Raw genomic sequence first — 17,401 nt, 5'->3', positions numbered from 1 at the left:
CCGATGATGAGCAGCTATGTCTATGCGATTATGCTGCTGCTGCCGCTGTCGGCGGCGATGGTGATTCTTCAGCGCAACCCCTACCAGGCGCTCGTAATGCGGGGCATTTTGGGAGCGATCGCAGCTCTGGTCTACGCCATGCTGGGCGGGGCCGATGTAGCTCTGACCGAAGCCCTGGTGGGGACGATGTTGGCCATCACCCTCTATGTCGTGGCGGTGCGATCGTCGCTGGTGATGCGGCTGGGGGTACTAGAGGGCGAGGGCGCTAAGAAAAACCTGCAGTGGCAGCCAATGCTCGACTATTTACGCGCGCTGCTGAAACGCTACCAGCTGCGACTAGAGCTAGTGCCCTACGCCGATGACCAGGCTCTGTACCAGGCTTTGGCGGCCAAAGAGGTGCACGGTATCTGTCTAATGGACAGGACTGGACAAACCGCTGAGGAGGTAGCTCCCCGCATTTTGGTGCGGGTGCGGCGACTGGCGGATATTTTTGCGACGGAGTTGCCGGGGGCGATCGCAGAAGCCAAGCTATACCGCGACGATCAACTCGACCCCTTACCCCTTTCCTCAGCTCTAACGGAGGAGCATTTATGATTTGGGTTTACCTGACGGCGGGGCTATTGTTCTTTCTTAAAATGCTAATTCTGCCCGACCCGACGACGGCGAACGCTGAGCTGATGGTGGTAGATGCGATCGCCGCCGATACCGGCATTCCCAATGCGGTATCGGGAATCATTTTCCGCAACCGCCTCTACGACACCATTTTCGAGGTCGTGGTATTTACCATTGCCATTATGGGGGCCAAGTACCTGCTGGCCGACGAAACTCCCACCGTTCCCTTCTATAGCTTTACCGATCAGCCCTCCATTGTGCTGGCCCGACTCGGAGCCACGATCGCCGCGTTAGTGGGAATCGAGCTGGCAATTCGAGGCCACCTCAGCCCTGGCGGTGGCTTTGCGGCAGGGGTAGCGGGCGGCACTGCGATCGGTCTGATCGCCATTACCGCCGCCTCTCCCGAATGGATGCAGGCAATTTACGAGCGCTGGCGTGCCGCCGCCTGGGAAAAGGTATCGGTACTAATTTTTATCGCGCTGGCGGTGCTGACCCTGGTGGGGGCCGAGTTACCCCTTGGCCAATTTGGCACATTGCTGAGCGGTGGCGTAATACCGCTGCTAAACATCCTGGTGGCGCTCAAGGTAGCGCTGGGGTCTTGGGCGATAACCCTGTTGTTTATCCGCTATCGGGGGCTACTATAAGGTGCGCATTTGGGGCGGGAACCCAGGTTAGCAAAACTCAACCCGCATCCTAGCCCCACTGCCTGCTCCAGCTAGCCGGTACAAATTTTGACTGCTTTTGGAACGGTTGACGAACCCAAGGGCGCGAAAACCAAAACCGTTGACCCGTGTTTTAAGACTTGCGTGTCGACTGATGCACAAAGCCTAAGAAAGCTTGCCATAACTGCCACGTAGCTAGGGTGGTTTGACCACAGTTCAGCCAGTTGCGGGCCTAGCGTCTGCCCTAGCTTCAGCAATTTACCAACCAATTACGCCTAGCGAGTTAGCCAAATCAGCGCATTTTCCTAGGGAGTCCAGCTGGTGTTTTTGCACCACGTAGGTTAGCGCTGATGAGAACTGAAAAACTTAGAAAGGATGAATTAGACTTCACAGTCTTTTCATCTTCTCAGTAGAAATGTAAATAAACTAACCATTTTAGCCTCCCACGATAAGGGGGAATCTTCAGTAGGGCATGATACAAAAGAGAGGCGATTTGAGCTAATTTCAGGCGCAAACAAGATCGAATCTTCTATTTATTTCCTTTAGACAAAAATATTCATGAAAGCCTTGCAAAGTCTCGATTTATCGTGAGTTTGAATGTTTTTGCGCACTTAAATAGTTTAAAGCCGCATAGCGAATCTAGGAGCCGTTCGTGAATTCACTTCGTAAAGCAACTCTGTTACCTCAAGATCAAAAAATTAAGAACATTCCTTTTAGTAAGTTTAGTGCGAGTGGAGACGAGCTTGCTCACGTCACGGAAGCAATAGCAAGTGGCGGCATTATAGGCGATGGCAAATATACAAAGCTGTGCCAGACGTGGCTGCAAAACCGGCTGGGCTCAAAAAAAGTACTACTGACACATTCGTGCACAGCCGCCCTGGAGATGGCTTTTATTTTGGCTGATATTCAGCCCGGTGATGAAGTAATTATGCCGTCTTACACTTTCGTATCTACAGCAAATGCTGTGGTTCTAAGGGGAGGTGTACCTGTTTTTGTCGATGTTCGACCAGATAACCTAAACTTAGACGAAGCCAAAATTAAAGCAGCCATTACAACCAGAACCAAAGCAATTGCTCCGGTTCACTATGCAGGGGTGAGCTGCGAGATGGCTCCAATTTCTGAGATCGCAACTCAGTATGGCCTGCGAGTGGTTGAGGATGCAGCCCAAGGCATATGTTCCAGGTATAATGACCAACCGATCGGTAGCTATGGTGACCTGGCTGCCTTCAGCTTTCACGGAACAAAAAATATAGTTTCAGGGGAAGGTGGTGCATTAGCCATTAATGACCCTTTGTTAATTGAGCGCGCAGAAATAATTTGGGAAAAAGGTACAAATCGAAGCCAATTTTTCCGAGGCGACGTTGATAAGTATACTTGGGTTGATATAGGTTCTTCCTACCTGCCCAGCGATATTCTCGCTGCGTTTTTATGGGCGCAACTCCAGCAAGCTGACAGCATTACTCAGCACCGAAAAGATGTTTGGAATCGATACCACCTTGCCTTTGAAGCTCTTGAAAAAGACGGAAGAGTGCGACGTCCAATCATTCCTCAGCAATGTCAACATAACGCACACATTTATTATCTTCTAGTAGATAGCCTAGAAACTCGCACTCAGATTTTGGCCCATCTAAAGCGCTCTGGTGTGCAAGCAACTTTCCACTATGTTCCTCTGCATAGCGCCCCGGCAGGAAAAAAATATGGTCGGCCGTCTGGCAAGCTAAATGTTACAGAAGATATCTGCGATCGCATTGTTCGCTTACCTCTTTTTGCCAATATGACCTTTGAAGAAACAGATTATATCATTTCCCTGATTCATGAATCCTTGCTCTAAGTAGTAAATAGCACAGGGGTGTTGAACTAGTCTTTCAATGTGGAGTGAGTTTCGATGCGACTTTTGATTGTCAATTTTGCGGGTGATATTCGCACAGACTTCCATCGTCTTAACTCTGGAGGAGCTGAGACATACTATGCACAAAAGTATTCTATTGAGTCTTACGCTAGACTTAGACAGTATGCAGAAGAAGTCGCAGACCTGATCTATTTAACTGAAGAAGCCTACGACGAAGTTTTGCCCAATGGCGTTCGGGCAATTGGCTGTGGCTTTCGTCAATTTGAAGATATAGATCCTAAAAAAATAATTCAATTGATCGAAAACTACGATCCAACACATTTGGTTCTGTTGACAGTAGACAAAAATGTTTTGGATTGGGCCGTCAAAAGAAAAATTCCAACCATCACTACATTTGCTAATGCGATTTCCATGCAGTCTTCTACTCCTTTGCATAGTTTGCTCAGGAGAATTAAGAATCATAGGATCGTCTCACTGCTCAATCAACCAAATATAGAGTGGGTTGGTAGCTATGGCATAAATTCATCGAAAAAGCTCCAAAAGCTAGGAGTCAAACCAGAAAAGATTGTGCCTTGGGATTTTTTGATCGATGCCAATCCAGGGGGTTTTTCGCCCAAAATTCTTTCGAAAAGCAAACAGGATTGGAGCCTATGCTACATAGGCTCTATTAGTGAAGATAAAGGAGTTGGTGACCTGCTTAAAGCTGTTAAGCAATTAAGGTCAAGATCAATTTCTGTTCGCCTTGGCCTGGTAGGGTCGGATAGTACGAACTTCGCTAAGGACATGATTGCGAAACTTGGTCTAGAAGACTCTGTAGAGCTACTAGGGTTTGTTCCCAACCACGAGGTTGAACCCTTGATGAATAGCATGGATCTTGTCATTGTTCCTAGTCGGCATAACTATCCTGAAGGATTTCCTTTGGTAATTCATCACGCTTTAAGAGCCTGTACTCCAATAGTGGCCTCTAACCATCCCATGTTCAAAGGCTATTTGCAGCATCAGGTCAACGCTATGATTTTCCCTGAGGCCAATGCTTCGGCTTTGGCAAACTGTGTTGAGGAAGTCTTAACCAACACAGACACCTATCGGCGTATCTCTGAAGTTTCCCATGCAACCTGGCATCAGCTTCGACTGCCTGTTAAATGGGCCGATTTGGTGAGCCGGTGGGTTAGCCAATCACCTGCTGATCATCAATGGCTGGCTGATCATAGCTTGAATGGCAGCAAACAGAAGACCACAGAACAGGTTTCCCTGCACGCTGATTACGCCTGATCGAACCAAGGCAGCATCTGTCTTAGCCTGAATAGGCCAACGCTTTTAGACTGTGTAGTTTTAATCCTTCAGTATTGGTTGATGTATCTATGAAAACCTTTTTGGTTACAGGCGGTGCAGGCTTTATCGGCGCTAACTTTGTGCTTAAAGCCCGAAGAGAAAAGTGGGCCAATATTATTAATCTGGATCAGCTAACCTACGCTAGTAATCCTAATAGCTTGGCATCCTTAAGCGATGATTCAGGCTACCAATTTGTTCGCGGTGATATTGGCGACCTTGAACTAGTCAGCAATATTCTGCGTCAATATCGTCCTGATGCTTTGCTGCACTTTGCGGCAGAGAGTCACGTCGATCGCTCCATCATTGGTCCTGAAGCGTTTATTCAAACCAATATCGTCGGTACCTTTAGACTGTTGGAGGCTGCTCGCCACCATTGGGACTCTTTGCCACTAGAAAATCGCGATCAGTTTCGGTTTCTACATGTCTCCACAGATGAGGTGTATGGTTCTCTCAATCCTACAGACCCTGCTTTTTGCGAAAATACTCCTTATGCCCCCAATAGCCCCTATTCAGCAAGTAAAGCAGCATCTGATCATTTAGTTAGGGCATACCATCATACCTACGGTCTTCCTACTCTTACCACCAACTGTTCCAATAACTATGGTCCGTATCAGTTTCCAGAAAAATTAATCCCTTTAACTATTCTTAGCGCTCTTAGTGGCAAGCCTTTGCCTATTTATGGAGATGGTCAAAATATTAGGGACTGGCTTTACGTCGAAGATCACTGTGATGCTATCTACCAGGTATTACAAAAAGGACGTATAGGTGAGACCTACAATGTAGGCGGCATTAATGAGAAGACCAATCTTTCTGTAGTTGAATCTATTTGCGCCCTACTCGATGAGCTGGCTCCTCAAAAAAGCATGAGGTATTCGTCGCTGATCACGTTTGTTAAAGATCGTCCTGGTCACGATAAGCGTTATGCCATCAACTGCCAAAAGATTAAATCCGAGTTGGGCTGGTCTCCCAAAGAAAACTTTGAAAGCGGACTGCTCAAGACGGTGAAATGGTACTTGGATAATTCTGGTTGGGTTGAGCAAATACAATCAAAAAAATACCAGGACTGGATTCACGAAAACTACGCTAGCAGACTAGCATAAAACGCTAGATAAAAACTCTATTACGTCCGATCTTGAAAACCTTAGGAGAACTTTTATGAAAGGCATTATTTTGGCTGGAGGAACTGGAACTCGCCTCTACCCCCTTACGCTCACAGTTAATAAGCAGCTAATGCCAGTGTATAACAAACCGATGATCTATTACCCCTTGTCGGTGCTAATGCTAGCTGGCATTCAAGATATTTTGATCATTTCCACTCCCAATTCTTTACCCTTATTTCGTCAACTACTTCAGGACGGGAATCAGTGGGGTCTGCGATTGAGCTACATGGAACAACCTTGTCCAGGGGGCATTGCCGAGGCTTTTACCCTAGGACGCTCGTTTATCGATGGTGAACCTGTTTGTCTAGTGCTAGGTGATAATATCCTTTACGGTGACGGACTAGGGAGTCTGCTACAGCAGTCAGCCCGATTGCAGCAGGGAGCTCTAATCTTTGGTTACCAAGTTGCTAATCCACAGCAGTACGGTGTCATTGAATTTGATCAGTCTGGGCAAGTTCTTGGTTTTGAAGAAAAGCCTCAGTTTCCTAAATCTCCCTATGCTGTACCGGGCATCTATTTTTATGATTCTAAGGTATGTGATTTAGCTGAAACACTTAAGCCTTCAGCCCGAGGAGAGTTAGAAATCACAGACCTCAACCAAAAGTATCTTGACCAGGGCCAGCTTCAGGTCGAAATTTTGGGGCGAGGCTATGCATGGTTAGATACCGGCACACACGAGTCACTTCATCAAGCTTCCAGCTTTATTCAAACTCTAGAGGAGCGTCAGGGCTTGAAGATAGCTTGTGTGGAGGAGATCGCTTACCAGAAAGGCTACATTACAGATGAACAGCTCTATGATTTAGCTAAGCCTCTAGCTAAAAGCGAATACGGAGCATACCTTATGCAGCTCCTAGATACTTACTCCTCTCATTTGATTCCTGCTAAAGTTCCGGTTTTGGAAGTGATTTAATGCGAAAGCTATAGAAAACAGCCGTCTCCAATTTATTAAGGTGACGGCGATAGCTAATGAATTGGTTTTAGAGGTGTGTTCAGATGAGTTTGACTTGGGAGGTTGGTAAATGCCTGCAAGACTCGTGCTTGCCCTAGCCGCGCTGGTGCGGTGCACAACGTAAGTTGTTTTCTCGATAGCGTTGTTTTAGCTTGCTTTCTTCGGTGGAATCGGGCCAGAATGAAGTAAAACCTCCCTATTCCTCCGGAAAGGCTTCCAGCGGTTCCGCTCAGGAAATGGTTTGAAACTGCAAGGTACAGCAACGGCTAACTTTTGCTCCTATGACTGCTACAACTCCGCAATTTTGCTCTCCCTCTCCAGTGGATCAGCCTCAGTTAGATCGTTTCCAGGCAGAGTTAGCCGCGGATGTAGTCATTGTTGGTGGGGGTATTGTCGGGTTGACGTTGGCAGCAGCTCTAGCTCCCTGTGGCATGAGCATTGCTGTCGTCGAGGCTCAGACGAGGGCGGCAGCGGCCTCACGGCAACGCGCCTATGCTTTTTCGCTGACCTCAGCCGATATCTTTAAAGGGTTGGGGCTGTGGCCGCAGGTTGGGCCGTACATTTGCCATTTTGACAAAGTACAGCTCTCCGACAGTGACTACGCTAGGGTGGTGCAGTTCCTGCCGACTGACCTGGGTACTGAGGCTGTTTATTATGGGGCCGAGCATGGGGTGCTGATGGCGGCACTCCAGAAAACGATCGCCGCTACTCCCAACATTCACTACCTCTGTTCGGCTACTTTGGGTGAAACCTATGAGCAGGGCAAGTGGGTTATTGCCGAGGTGAGTACGCCGGAGAAGGTGATCAAACTGCGATCGCCTCTGTTTGTTGCTGCTGACGGTAAAGAATCTCTCCTGCGGCAGCGAGCGGGCATCGGCAGCGTCGGCTGGCGCTACCGCCAGTCCTGCGTGACCACGGTGCTAGAGCCTGAGTATTCTCACAAAAATATAGCCTACGAACGGTTTTGGCCGAGCGGCCCCTTCGCTATTTTGCCGCTGCCAGGCCAGCGCTGTCAGATCGTGTGGACAGCTCCCCACGTTGAGGCTGAGGCCATTCTAACCATGCCTGAAGCCGAGTTTATGGCGGAGCTAGAGCGGCGCTACGGTACCCAAATGGGGCGACTCAAGCGGCTGACGCCCCCGGCTCTGTTTCCGGTGCAGCTGATGCAGTGCGATCGCTATGTGCAGCCCCGCCTTGCGCTTATTGGCGATGCTGCCCACAGCTGTCACCCGGTCGGCGGTCAGGGACTCAACATGGGCATTCGCGATGCAGCGGCGCTGGCGGAAGTGCTGACCCAAGCCTACCAACGGGGCGAAAATTTGGGCAATGTTGCCGTGCTGCGCCGCTACGAACGCTGGCGACGGTTGGAGAACTGGGTAATTCTTAGCTTTACTGATTTGCTGACCCGCACGTTCTCCAATGAAATTTGGCCTCTGGTGGCTCTGCGGCGAGCAGGATTGTGGGTGCTGGGCTCGGTACCTCCTCTTAAACGATTGGCGCTACGGCTAATGACCGGCCGACTGGGGCGGGTGCCAAAGCTGGCGCGTCTAGGCCAGCAAAGCGAACGCTAGGTCTGACCTACCTCTAAGAACGCACATTACTCTTGTTCACAGGCACCAATGCTCACCCAGCTAGTGGAGCCATCCTCCCAGTGCTCTTTCTTCCAGATCGGAGCGTTGTGCTTAAGGGTGTCGATCGCATACTGGCAGGCGGCAAATGCCTCGGCCCGGTGGGGGCAGCCCACCGCCACCAGCACGCTAATGTCGCCCACAACCAGCTTGCCGGTGCGGTGGTGAATGACCACTCGGGTGGCGTCGGGCCAGGTGGCGCGAATTTGGGCGGCGATCTGCTTAAACACCTCCAGGGCCATCGGTTCGTAGGCCTGGTACTCCAGCGCAACCACCGCCTTGCCCTCGCTGTTGTTGCGCACCATGCCGCTCATCACCACCACGGCTCCATTGGCGGAGTCATCGGCGGCGGCGTAGACCTCCTCTAAAGAGAGGGGGGCAAAGGTGATCTTCAGGCTATGGGCAGCGGTATCTACGGAAGGCCCAGAGGTAGCAAGCTGCATAAAGAAGCCATGAAAAACGACAGCGGCGGCACCGGCTTAACAAAAATTCGTCTACTGTGATCGGCGGTAACGTCGTGCAGGTGCCTATCCCTAAAACCCAAACCAGGCCGAGCGGGCTTGGCTAGTATTGGGGCCGACATCCCCCGTCGCCAATGCCTTGCATTATAGGATGGCCCTGCTGCTAAGGTCTCAGTCGAGTGGAGGTATACCGTGGTTGATCTATCGGCCTGCCAAATTACATCGGCGGGTGACCTAACGCGATCGCTCTGGCGATTGCTCAATTTGCTGCTACAGCCAGGCGTTGTGCTACCGGTGCTAGCGGTTATGATTTTTGCACCCTGGATTGTGCGCCCTCGGCGTTGGAAGCACCGCATCAGTCTGGTCGGGGTGCTGCTGGTGCTGACCTACTGTCTGGGGCTGTCTCCTATCGGGGTTAAAGTTGGGGGGAAGGGGCTAGCTCTGCTGATTCCCCGCGATAGTGGTCAGCCTGCCGAGGCCATTGTGGTGCTGGGTCGGGGGGGAGATTTTCGCCCCAGCCGGGTGCGGGTAGCCGCTGAGCTTTGGCAACAGCGACGAGCGCCCCTCATATTTGCCAGCGGACGCAGCGACGCGATCGAAATTGGGCAAATGCTAGAGGCGGCTGGGGTACCGGCAACCGCAGTTGACGGCGAACCCTGCTCCGCCACCACCAATGAAAATGCGCTGTTTACCGCTGCGCTGCTGCAACCCCAGGGCATCAGGCGGCTGATTTTGGTCACCGACCCGCCCCACATGGCGCGATCGCTGCTCACCTTTCGCAGCCTGGGGTTTGAGGTTACCCCTCACCCCAGCCCAGTGCCCAACGGCCTAGACATCCGCAACCGCCAGTTCTTAGTGCTGCGCGAGTGGGCTGGCCTGATTGGCTATGGCATGATGGGCCGCTATTTTGCCCGCGAAACCGGGGAGACGGGGTTTGCGGTGAGGGGGTGAGGAGGAGAGTGGATGAGTGGGAGAGTGGATGAGTGGGAGAGTGGATGAGTATCCCCTACCCATCCCCCCCCTTACCCATCTGCCCCTTCACCCCTTATCCCCCACCCCGATCAAATACAGCAGGGCCATACGCACCGCAACGCCGCTGGTCACCTGGTCGCTAATCAGGCTTAGCTCGGGGTCATCCATGACATCGGAGCTGATTTCGACGCCGCGGTTGACGGGGCCGGGGTGCAGCACTTTAACGGTGGGCTGGCAGTGGCGCAGGCGATCGCGCGTTATCCCAAAGCCCTGGTGGTATTCACGCAGGCTGGGCAGCAGGTGCTGGGCCATGCGCTCCTTTTGCAGGCGCAGGGTCATGACAAAATCGGCTCCCTCCAGCGCTGGGGCTAGGGTGCTGTGCTGCACGATGGCGCGGGGCGTGTCGATGGGCGACTGGGTGATGAAGGCGTCGGCGAAGCCGGGGGGCAGCAGGGTGGGGGGTGCGGCCAGGTGCACCTCCGCACCGCAGGCGGTAAGGCACCACAGGTTGGAGCGGGCCACCCGAGAGTGCAGGATGTCGCCCACCAGGGCAATTTTTTTGCCTTTCAGCAGCCCAGCGGTGGGTTGATCCGGATTTAGGGTCAGCCCCAGCGTGAATAGATCGAGCAGGGCCTGGGAGGGGTGGGCGTGGAGCCCGTCGCCCCCGTTAAGCACGCCGACGCCGGTCTGCAGGCGGTCCATCTCGGCAGCGATCGCCCCTGGCACCCCCGACTCCTGGTGGCGAATGACCATCAGGTTGGTGCCCATGGCCAGGTAGGTCTTGGCGGTGTCTAGAATGGTCTCACCCTTGGTAAGGGACGAGGTGCCGGGGGCAAAGTTGAGCACATCCGCCGACAGCCGCTTGGCGGCCAGCTCAAAGCTGCTGCGGGTGCGAGTGGAGGGTTCAAAAAACATGTTGGTGACCACCACCCCCTGAAGAGCGGGCACCTTACGGGTGCGGCGCGACAGCACCTGCCAAAAGCTCACCGCCGTCTCCATTACCGTTTCGAACTCCGCCGCCGTAAAATCAGCCAGCGACAGCACGTGTCGTCGATTCCAGGAAGCACTTGCCATGGCCCGTTGTCTCAACCCCGCTCAATACCGTCCCCACCATACCTGGCCGAGGGTCTTAGCGATGCAGTCTGGAAAAATCTCTGGAGCGATTTGCCTGGCGCTGTTGGGGCTATTGGGTGGATGCTCGGGGGATGGAGATGGGACATCGCCCCAGGCTGAGGGCACTGCCGAACCGGCGCTCGCAGCCGCTTTCCAGTCTTTAGAGACAGCGCCCAACCCTGCCGATGCCCTGGTAGGGGCCAGCCGCCTGATCCAGGCCAAGGCGCGGCGGCTGGTGGTGCCCGCCGACCCGGTCGCCGTTGATCTTTACACCCTCGATCGCACCTGCGAAAGCTACCAGGCCGAACCTATCCAGGTGCCCCGCCAGCAGAGCATGGAGAACACCGTCGATCTGATTCTGGCGGAACAGAGGGTTCCAGACCTCACTCTCTCGGGCTACCGCACCCGCTTTGACCCCCAGACCAAAACCGTCACCATCGATCTACGGGTGGCCCGCACCTCGCGCCGGGTGTTGCAGTCACTGTCGGTGTGTGAGCAGAAGGCGCTGCTGGGCAGCCTGCGCGAGACCCTGATCAACCAGCCCGATTGGAAAATTGAATCGGTGACCTTTACCAACCGGGGCAACCCCCTGGTGCTTTGATCTTAGGGTCTCACCAGGGCCTGCTGCTCAAACCAGCCCTGGAGCTGATCGACCGTGGTGCAGGCCATAAGTTTCTCTAGCAAGTCGCCCTGGCTAAAGTACTGAGCCACAGCGGCCAGCTGGGCCAGGTGGTCTTGGGTCGTGCCCTGAGCGGGGGTGAGCAGGAGTACCACGACGTGGATGAGCTGGCTGGTGCGCGGGGTTTGCCCATCGCGCTGCATACCCCGACGGTGAACCCCCAGGCACAGGCGGGTGCCTTTGAGTTTTGGTACCCGGGCGTGGGAGATAATCACCCCCGGCAGTACCTCGCTGGCGTAGCCCACATCGTCAAAGGCTAGAGCCTTGAGCACGCTTTCGTGGCGCGGGTCGTCGCGATCGATGGCGGTGCTGAGCAGCGTATCGACTGCCTCTTCGTAGGTGGTGGCGGTGAGGTCGAGCCGCACCCGCTCCTGGGAGAGCAGCCTAGCCAGCGACATCGGCTGGGCGGCCCCAAAGGACTGGGCGTCTTTTTCGGAGGGGTAGAGCACCAAAAAGCTCAGCTGCAAATCGGCCAGGGTTTGGGGCAGGCGTTCCAGGGCGCGATCGTAGGCGACGGTGCCTTCGCGGGCGCTCATCAGCACGATCAAGTCTTTGTCACTAGATGAGTCTTGCAGAGCCATGTGGGTCTCATCCCAGCTAGCTACCTCCATGAACCCGATGCTCACTTCAATGGGCACATCCTCAAAGTGTTGGCGGTAGGGTTCGGCCCCGTCGTTTACCACTAGCACCTGAAGGTTGGCCCCCAACTGGTAGGCCAGGTGCTTGAGCGATCGCACCGCTTCATAGAACCCTGGGTTGTGGTCGATGACGGCGGGCAGCACCACCACCAGCCGCTGAAAGGTGTTGACTGGGTGGTTGAGCTTACATACCCACACCTGCTGAGGAGTCTGCTCTAGCATTTGGTCAATCACCGAGCCAAAGATGCGCTGCCGGGCGGAGCGGTTGCCGTTCCAGCCGATTACAATGTCGCTGATGCGGCGCTCCATGGCGGCTTCGACCACGCCTGAAGCGGGGTTGCGGGCCACCCGCGTCACCGGGTTCACGGGCAGGTCTAGCTCCACGGCATGCACCACGGCGTGGGCCAGCAGGCGCTCGGCGGCAGCAACGCTGCTTTCGGTGTTGTCGGCCTCGCTTTCCTCCGCAATTACCGTCAGGGGGTAGACCGTTTCTTCAGATTTTTGGTCGCGCAGCAGGGCGGCAACGTTGACCAGGGCCTCGCTGGTGGAGGGGTTGGCCAGGGGCACAAGAATTCGCTGGGGAGCCTGACGTGGTTCGTACTGCTGATCCTCTTGCTGGCGGGCTACCTGGCGACCAAAGCGATCGACCACCGAGGGGCCGAGAATGCAGGTGGCAAAAATCATCAGCACCACGCCGTTGAGCACGTCGTCGCCAATGATGCCCAGTTCGTAGCCCACCAGAGTAGCGGCCAGGGTAGCGGCGGCCTCACAGGTGGAGAGACCAAACATCACCCAGCCCTCAGCGGGAGTGTAGTTGTAAATGCGCCGGGTTACCCCTGCGGCAATGAATTTAGTAATGACATTGGTCGCCAGCATCGAGATCATTACAATCCAGGCGGTGAGGCTGCTAAAGAGCACCGACACATCCACCAGCAGACCGATGAAAATTAGAAAGAAAGGAATGATAAACGCTTCGCCAAAGAACTGAATGCGAGTCATCAAGCGACTGCGTTCAGGAATCAGCCGATTCAGGGTTAGCCCCACCAAAAAGGCTCCCAAAATCGCCTCAGTGCCCACGGCGCGGGCTAGAAATGCGCCAATAAAGACCACCGCCAGCACAAACACAAACTCACTCTTGCCGCCGTCTTCCACATTGCGAAAGAACCAGCGAGCCAGGGGCGGCAGCAGATAAATTACCGCCGCCACGTAGATCACCATGGCCAGGGCGAGAGAAATCCAGAAGCGAGTGGTGAGTTCGCCCTCAAACCCTCGGGCTACCACCACCAGCACCAGCAGGGCCACGGTGTCGGTGAGAATAGTGCCGCCTACGGTGGTGACCACCGCGTCGTTTTTCATGATTCCCAACCGGCTGATGATTGGGTAGGGCACCAGGGTGTGAGAAGCAAACATACTGGCAATTAAAATGGCGGCGGGCCAGTCAAACCCCAGCAAATATCGAAAAATTAAGGTGCCCGCAAGCTGGGGAATGGTGAACGTAATAACGCCAAAAATAAAGCTGCGATCGCGGTTTTTGCGAAACTGAGACATGTTGATCTCAAGCCCCGACAAAAACATAATGTAGAGCAGCCCCACGTTGCCCAAAAGCTCGATCGCCTGGCCCCGCTCTAGGACGTTTAGCACACTGGTGCCCAACACTACCCCGGCCACAATGGGGCCAATTAGCCCCGGCAGTTTAAACCGCTCAAAAATCAGCGGTGCGGCCAAAATTACCACCATACAAATGCCGAAGATCAAAATAGGATCTTCTACTGGCAGAGGCATACCTAGAATTGATTCCATGGAAGATTCTCCAGAGTTCAAGGTCGATACAAAACCGTACCGTTGCGGTACCAACCAAGGACACTGACAAATTCCGTGCTCCCTAAGGAAGGCTGAATTGCAGTCTCCTCTCAACGCCGACGGGGTTAGCTGACGGGCTAGGACTGAGAGATGTCCTTCCTGGCTATTGGTCAAAGGATTTAGTGTCCTTCGACCCATCAGGATTGGCCCCAGTGAATTGGTTCCCCCGTTCTAGAACATTGGGCGCTGCAGGTGCAGCGCCCAACGCATACCTAGATTAGGCGGTCAAATTAATATTCCAAAAACTCTAGCATCGCCCATTCTTTCATCCAATCTATCCGCAGATATATAGACTATTGGGTCGAGCTATTTGACCAATGAGCAGCGAGAGCATGGAACAAGCAAAGCTAATTCATTTTTGAGAATAGTTCAGCCTCTAGACTACTGTCGCTGGGTACCACAATAGTTGGGCAGGGGGCATGCTTTGCTACATAGTCACTTACGCTGCCCAAAACGAGCTTTTTCAAGCCCTTTTTGCCGCTATTGCCCATTACAATTACATCAGCGGCCCAGGTTTCAGCGAGTTGACAAACAAAGGGGCCAGGGTCGGCCACCTTACAGACAAAATCTGCTTCAATACTGCGGTTTAGGGCCTCAGTGCGCAGTTGTTCCAGCCATTGCTGGGTCTTTTGAACTCGCTGAAGCTGGGCAGCTTCTTCTTCGTGCTGCACTTTGGCAGAGTTTTGCAGGCCTACTCCAGCGTCAATGAGCTTACCCAGGTTGTCATAGGGGTTGACGTTGAGGCTGTGAACCAGCTGTAGCTGCCCCTGGGAAGCCTGGGCTAGGCCTAGGGCGTGATCAAAGACGCGATCGGAGGCAGCCGTGCGATCGAGGGCCACCAGAATCTTTTGATAGCGCATAGGTTTTTCCCCTTAACGGAGTGGGGTTGGCATTGGCATTTGTGAATTCAGATTCGTTAAACCAGTAAGGGCAGCCAGTTGGGAAGGGTTTGACGGCGAGTATGGGGCGATCGCAAGCGAACCGCCCCCAACGATAGAAAAGCCATAGCCGTTCCCTGAGCAAGGTCGTTGGTGAAGCCGCCCTAAAGGGGTTGGGGACGGCTATTTGTAGACCAAATCCCGTACAACTATTCCCGAGCTGTAGGGGCTTAGCATGCTACGCCCCTACTTGGGTAACCCCAACACTGAGCAGGGTATCTGAGGGGCTAGCTGCTGCACCAGTTTGTGAGTGGCCGATTGGCAGCCTACCAGCACGACCTCTGCCTGCAGTTCTTTGGCCACCTCGCTGAGTTCGGTTGCCACCTGACCAATGCGAAGGTGGGCGTTGAGCGAACCTCGCCACTCGCTAGCCAAGCAGCGTGCCTGCCAGAGAATACGATCGGCATTGGCGATGGTTTTGGGCTTGGTTTTGTCAACCACGTACACCACGTGGACTACCACCGGATTGGGCTTGGCCAATCGCGTTTGGTGGGCCATCCACAGCGCTATGTCTAGAGCGCCTTGGCTACTGGCAGAGCCGCTATAGCCAACGACAAAATTGATGGTCTGCTCCGCCGTTTCATCATTCCCCTGGGGGGGTCTGGGCTTAGACAGTAGCACCATTCGCTGCGTCAGGCCTTCGCTACCCAGCGCGGTTTCTAAACGCATCAGCATGGGCTTAAGTACCGATTTGCCTTCGCAGACTGACGATTGTACAGAGCGTGCCTTCTGCCGTCGCTGACGGACAGGCGCACCAGATTGTGACCTGAGCTGCATGAGACCCTCCTAGAGTCTAGTCATGGACAGCGAACAAGCCGTGATTACACGACTTAGGACACTGAAGTAGTCAACAGTTCAAAGCTGACGATTCAGTCTCCTCTCAATGCCGACGAGGTTAGCTGACGGGCTAGGACTGAGAGATGTCCTTTTCCGAATACCCTCAATTGGGCATTTAGAACTCGGAAATACGCCCCTTTATCTGGTTCCCCCGCTCTAGCAGCCTACACAACATAGATATATGGTTGGAGGCTGCACAGTTAGATTAGGCTGACTTGTTCGATTCCTTTAAATTTTAAACTCGAAAAACAAAAAGTGTCAAGCTGAAGATTACGTTATATAACCATTTGTTTAGACCAAAAAGATTGGGATGAAGATCTTTAAGTGATTCTAAATTTGTTGAGAAAAGGAAATATGCGGCCCTGTTTTTTGTCATCAACCTAAATGATCCTAATAACAATTAAAAAGCTCTTTGTGACGGTAAGCATCATCCGAAGGAAGGATTTGAGACACTCGCTCTGTGCTGTGTTGTGCCCTGTCTGAACGCATAGGAGGCGGTTTAACGTTGCTGAAGGTAAAGAAACCTATGATCCCCATAGGTTATTAAATCGGGCGGTAGCGAGTTAAAGGCTGCTTGTGTGGTAGCCCAACCCGCTGCGCCAGACAAGGCGGTAATAGTGCCTGAGACAACAAAAACCCCTTGAAGATGCCCAGGCATCTTCAAGGGGTAGCGGAATTCTTTGAGGTGCTGTTTTATCTCGCCTGGATCGGCTCCTATACCTCAGTCATAGAGAGGGTAGGCGTTTTAAGGGGCCAAAATGGGGGCTTTAGCGACCAATAACGAGTTTGGAGCTTAAGCAAAGTTGGCCTTTTCAAATCAGTAATGGCACTCTGGGCCCGCCTACACCCATGGTCTAGCTCATTTGCTCAAAATAGCTATCTAAAAAGCCCAGAGCGTGGTTCCGCAGATCATAGTAGGCCGATGACTCGCGCAGAGCGGCGCGATCGCGGGGGTGATCAAAGGGCACCGTCAAGATTTCACCAATATTGGCGTTGGGGCCGTTGGTCATCATTACAATGCGATCGGCCATATAGATGGCTTCATCGACGTCGTGGGTAATCATCATCACCGCCTGGGGGTTGCGCTCCCAGATGTCGAGCACCTGGCGCTGTAGGCGGCTGCGGGTGAGGGCGTCGAGGGCACCAAAGGGTTCATCCATCAGCAGCATTTTGGGGCGAATAGCCAGGGCGCGGGCGATACCGACCCGCTGCTTCATGCCGCCTGAGAGTTCGTCGGGGTACTTGGCGGCGGCGGCGGTGAGGTTGACCATGGCCAGGTGTTCTTCGACCAGGTCGTTGCGATCGCGGGGGGACATGCGATCGCACACCTCATCCACCGCCAGGCGCACGTTTTCGCGCACTGTCAGCCAGGGCAGCAGCGAGTACTGCTGAAACACCATCATGCGATCGGCCCCCGGCTTTTTGATCGGGCTGCCTTCTAAAAACACCGCTCCTGAGGTGGCCTGCTCAAGGCCGCCCACGATCTTTAGCAGCGTCGATTTGCCGCAGCCCGAGTGGCCAATGATGGCAATAAACTCGTTGGCCCCCACGCTGAGGTTGATTCCATCGAGCACAACGGTTTGATCGCCACTGCCGCTGGGATAGGCTTTTACTAAGTCTTGAATGACCAAAAAATCGGTTTCAAACTCCACCTGGCGTTGGTCAGCGGGCTGAGGGTAGTGATTAGCTTTAACCATGATGTTCTCCTGAG

General features: G+C 53.5%; 15 protein-coding genes and 2 riboswitches. Of the genes, 9 read left to right on the top strand and 6 right to left on the bottom strand.

Going from position 1 to position 17,401, the window contains the following annotated elements; translation table 11 throughout:
- The first annotated feature begins 3 nt into the window (after positions 1 to 3).
- The 7 genes from IQ265_RS24755 (at position 4) to IQ265_RS24725 (ending at position 8,135) form a co-directional block, all read left to right on the top strand.
- Positions 4 to 594: a DUF4040 domain-containing protein gene (locus tag IQ265_RS24755; protein ID WP_194058607.1), complete on the top strand. Its 591-nt coding sequence runs from the start codon at positions 4 to 6 to the stop codon at positions 592 to 594.
- The gene (locus tag IQ265_RS24750) at positions 591 to 1,256 is read left to right on the top strand and encodes a Na(+)/H(+) antiporter subunit B (RefSeq protein WP_194058559.1); all 666 of its coding nucleotides are present in this window, start codon (positions 591 to 593) and stop codon (positions 1,254 to 1,256) included. Before IQ265_RS24755 ends, IQ265_RS24750 begins: the two co-directional genes overlap by 4 nt.
- Before the next feature lie 670 nt (positions 1,257 to 1,926).
- Positions 1,927 to 3,105, top strand: a complete 1,179-nt coding sequence (gene rffA, locus IQ265_RS24745; protein ID WP_347405017.1) for a dTDP-4-amino-4,6-dideoxygalactose transaminase — start codon at positions 1,927 to 1,929, stop codon at positions 3,103 to 3,105.
- Positions 3,106 to 3,159: 54 nt separating this feature from the next.
- Positions 3,160 to 4,395, top strand: a complete 1,236-nt coding sequence (locus tag IQ265_RS24740; RefSeq protein ID WP_194058557.1) for a glycosyltransferase — start codon at positions 3,160 to 3,162, stop codon at positions 4,393 to 4,395.
- A gap of 89 nt (positions 4,396 to 4,484) precedes the next feature.
- Positions 4,485 to 5,555 (top strand): dTDP-glucose 4,6-dehydratase, encoded by a 1,071-nt coding sequence (gene rfbB / locus IQ265_RS24735; RefSeq protein WP_194058555.1) that lies wholly within the window; start codon positions 4,485 to 4,487, stop codon positions 5,553 to 5,555.
- 55 nt (positions 5,556 to 5,610) lie between these two features.
- Positions 5,611 to 6,525, top strand: coding sequence for a glucose-1-phosphate thymidylyltransferase RfbA (rfbA, locus tag IQ265_RS24730; RefSeq protein WP_194058553.1), 915 nt, complete (start codon positions 5,611 to 5,613; stop codon positions 6,523 to 6,525).
- Positions 6,526 to 6,845: 320 nt separating this feature from the next.
- Positions 6,846 to 8,135, top strand: a complete 1,290-nt coding sequence (locus IQ265_RS24725; RefSeq protein ID WP_194058551.1) for an FAD-dependent hydroxylase — start codon at positions 6,846 to 6,848, stop codon at positions 8,133 to 8,135.
- Between the two features lie 26 nt (positions 8,136 to 8,161).
- Here IQ265_RS24725 and IQ265_RS24720 read toward each other — a convergent pair whose 3' ends face one another.
- Entirely contained in the window at positions 8,162 to 8,635 is a 474-nt protein-coding gene (locus tag IQ265_RS24720; protein ID WP_194058549.1) for a molybdenum cofactor biosynthesis protein MoaE, read from the bottom strand.
- Between the two features lie 210 nt (positions 8,636 to 8,845).
- Between IQ265_RS24720 and IQ265_RS24715 the strand changes: the two genes are divergently transcribed.
- Positions 8,846 to 9,604 (top strand): YdcF family protein, encoded by a 759-nt coding sequence (locus IQ265_RS24715; RefSeq protein WP_194058547.1) that lies wholly within the window; start codon positions 8,846 to 8,848, stop codon positions 9,602 to 9,604.
- 87 nt (positions 9,605 to 9,691) lie between these two features.
- Here IQ265_RS24715 and IQ265_RS24710 read toward each other — a convergent pair whose 3' ends face one another.
- Positions 9,692 to 10,699: an aspartate carbamoyltransferase catalytic subunit gene (locus IQ265_RS24710; RefSeq protein ID WP_194058545.1), complete on the bottom strand. Its 1,008-nt coding sequence runs from the start codon at positions 10,697 to 10,699 to the stop codon at positions 9,692 to 9,694.
- Positions 10,700 to 10,760: 61 nt separating this feature from the next.
- On the opposite strand from IQ265_RS24710, the gene IQ265_RS24705 reads away from it, so the two are divergent.
- On the top strand, positions 10,761 to 11,339 hold the full coding sequence (locus IQ265_RS24705) for a hypothetical protein (RefSeq protein WP_194058543.1): 579 nt from the start codon (positions 10,761 to 10,763) through the stop codon (positions 11,337 to 11,339).
- 2 nt (positions 11,340 to 11,341) lie between these two features.
- Here the strand turns inward: IQ265_RS24705 and IQ265_RS24700 are convergent, their stop codons facing one another.
- The 4 genes from IQ265_RS24700 to IQ265_RS24685 form a co-directional block, all read right to left on the bottom strand.
- On the bottom strand, positions 11,342 to 13,855 hold the full coding sequence (locus IQ265_RS24700; protein WP_194058541.1) for a cation:proton antiporter: 2,514 nt from the start codon (positions 13,853 to 13,855) through the stop codon (positions 11,342 to 11,344).
- 100 nt (positions 13,856 to 13,955) lie between these two features.
- Positions 13,956 to 14,149, bottom strand: a riboswitch (cyclic di-AMP (ydaO/yuaA leader).
- 113 nt (positions 14,150 to 14,262) lie between these two features.
- Positions 14,263 to 14,775: a universal stress protein gene (locus tag IQ265_RS24695; protein WP_194058539.1), complete on the bottom strand. Its 513-nt coding sequence runs from the start codon at positions 14,773 to 14,775 to the stop codon at positions 14,263 to 14,265.
- A gap of 264 nt (positions 14,776 to 15,039) precedes the next feature.
- Entirely contained in the window at positions 15,040 to 15,528 is a 489-nt protein-coding gene (locus IQ265_RS24690; protein WP_194058537.1) for a universal stress protein, read from the bottom strand.
- A gap of 194 nt (positions 15,529 to 15,722) precedes the next feature.
- Positions 15,723 to 15,880, bottom strand: a riboswitch (cyclic di-AMP (ydaO/yuaA leader).
- Between the two features lie 664 nt (positions 15,881 to 16,544).
- Positions 16,545 to 17,387 carry an ABC transporter ATP-binding protein gene (locus tag IQ265_RS24685; protein ID WP_194058535.1) on the bottom strand — a complete coding sequence of 281 codons (843 nt, stop codon included), beginning with the start codon at positions 17,385 to 17,387 and terminating at the stop codon, positions 16,545 to 16,547.
- Positions 17,388 to 17,401: the final 14 nt, after the last annotated feature.

Origin of the sequence: Nodosilinea sp. LEGE 06152 (assembly GCF_015207525.1) — a bacterium.
Taxonomy (GTDB): Bacteria; Cyanobacteriota; Cyanobacteriia; order Phormidesmidales; family Phormidesmidaceae; genus Nodosilinea.
Note: the sequence above shows the minus strand (reverse complement) of the source record. Positions and strands in the feature narration are given on the sequence as shown.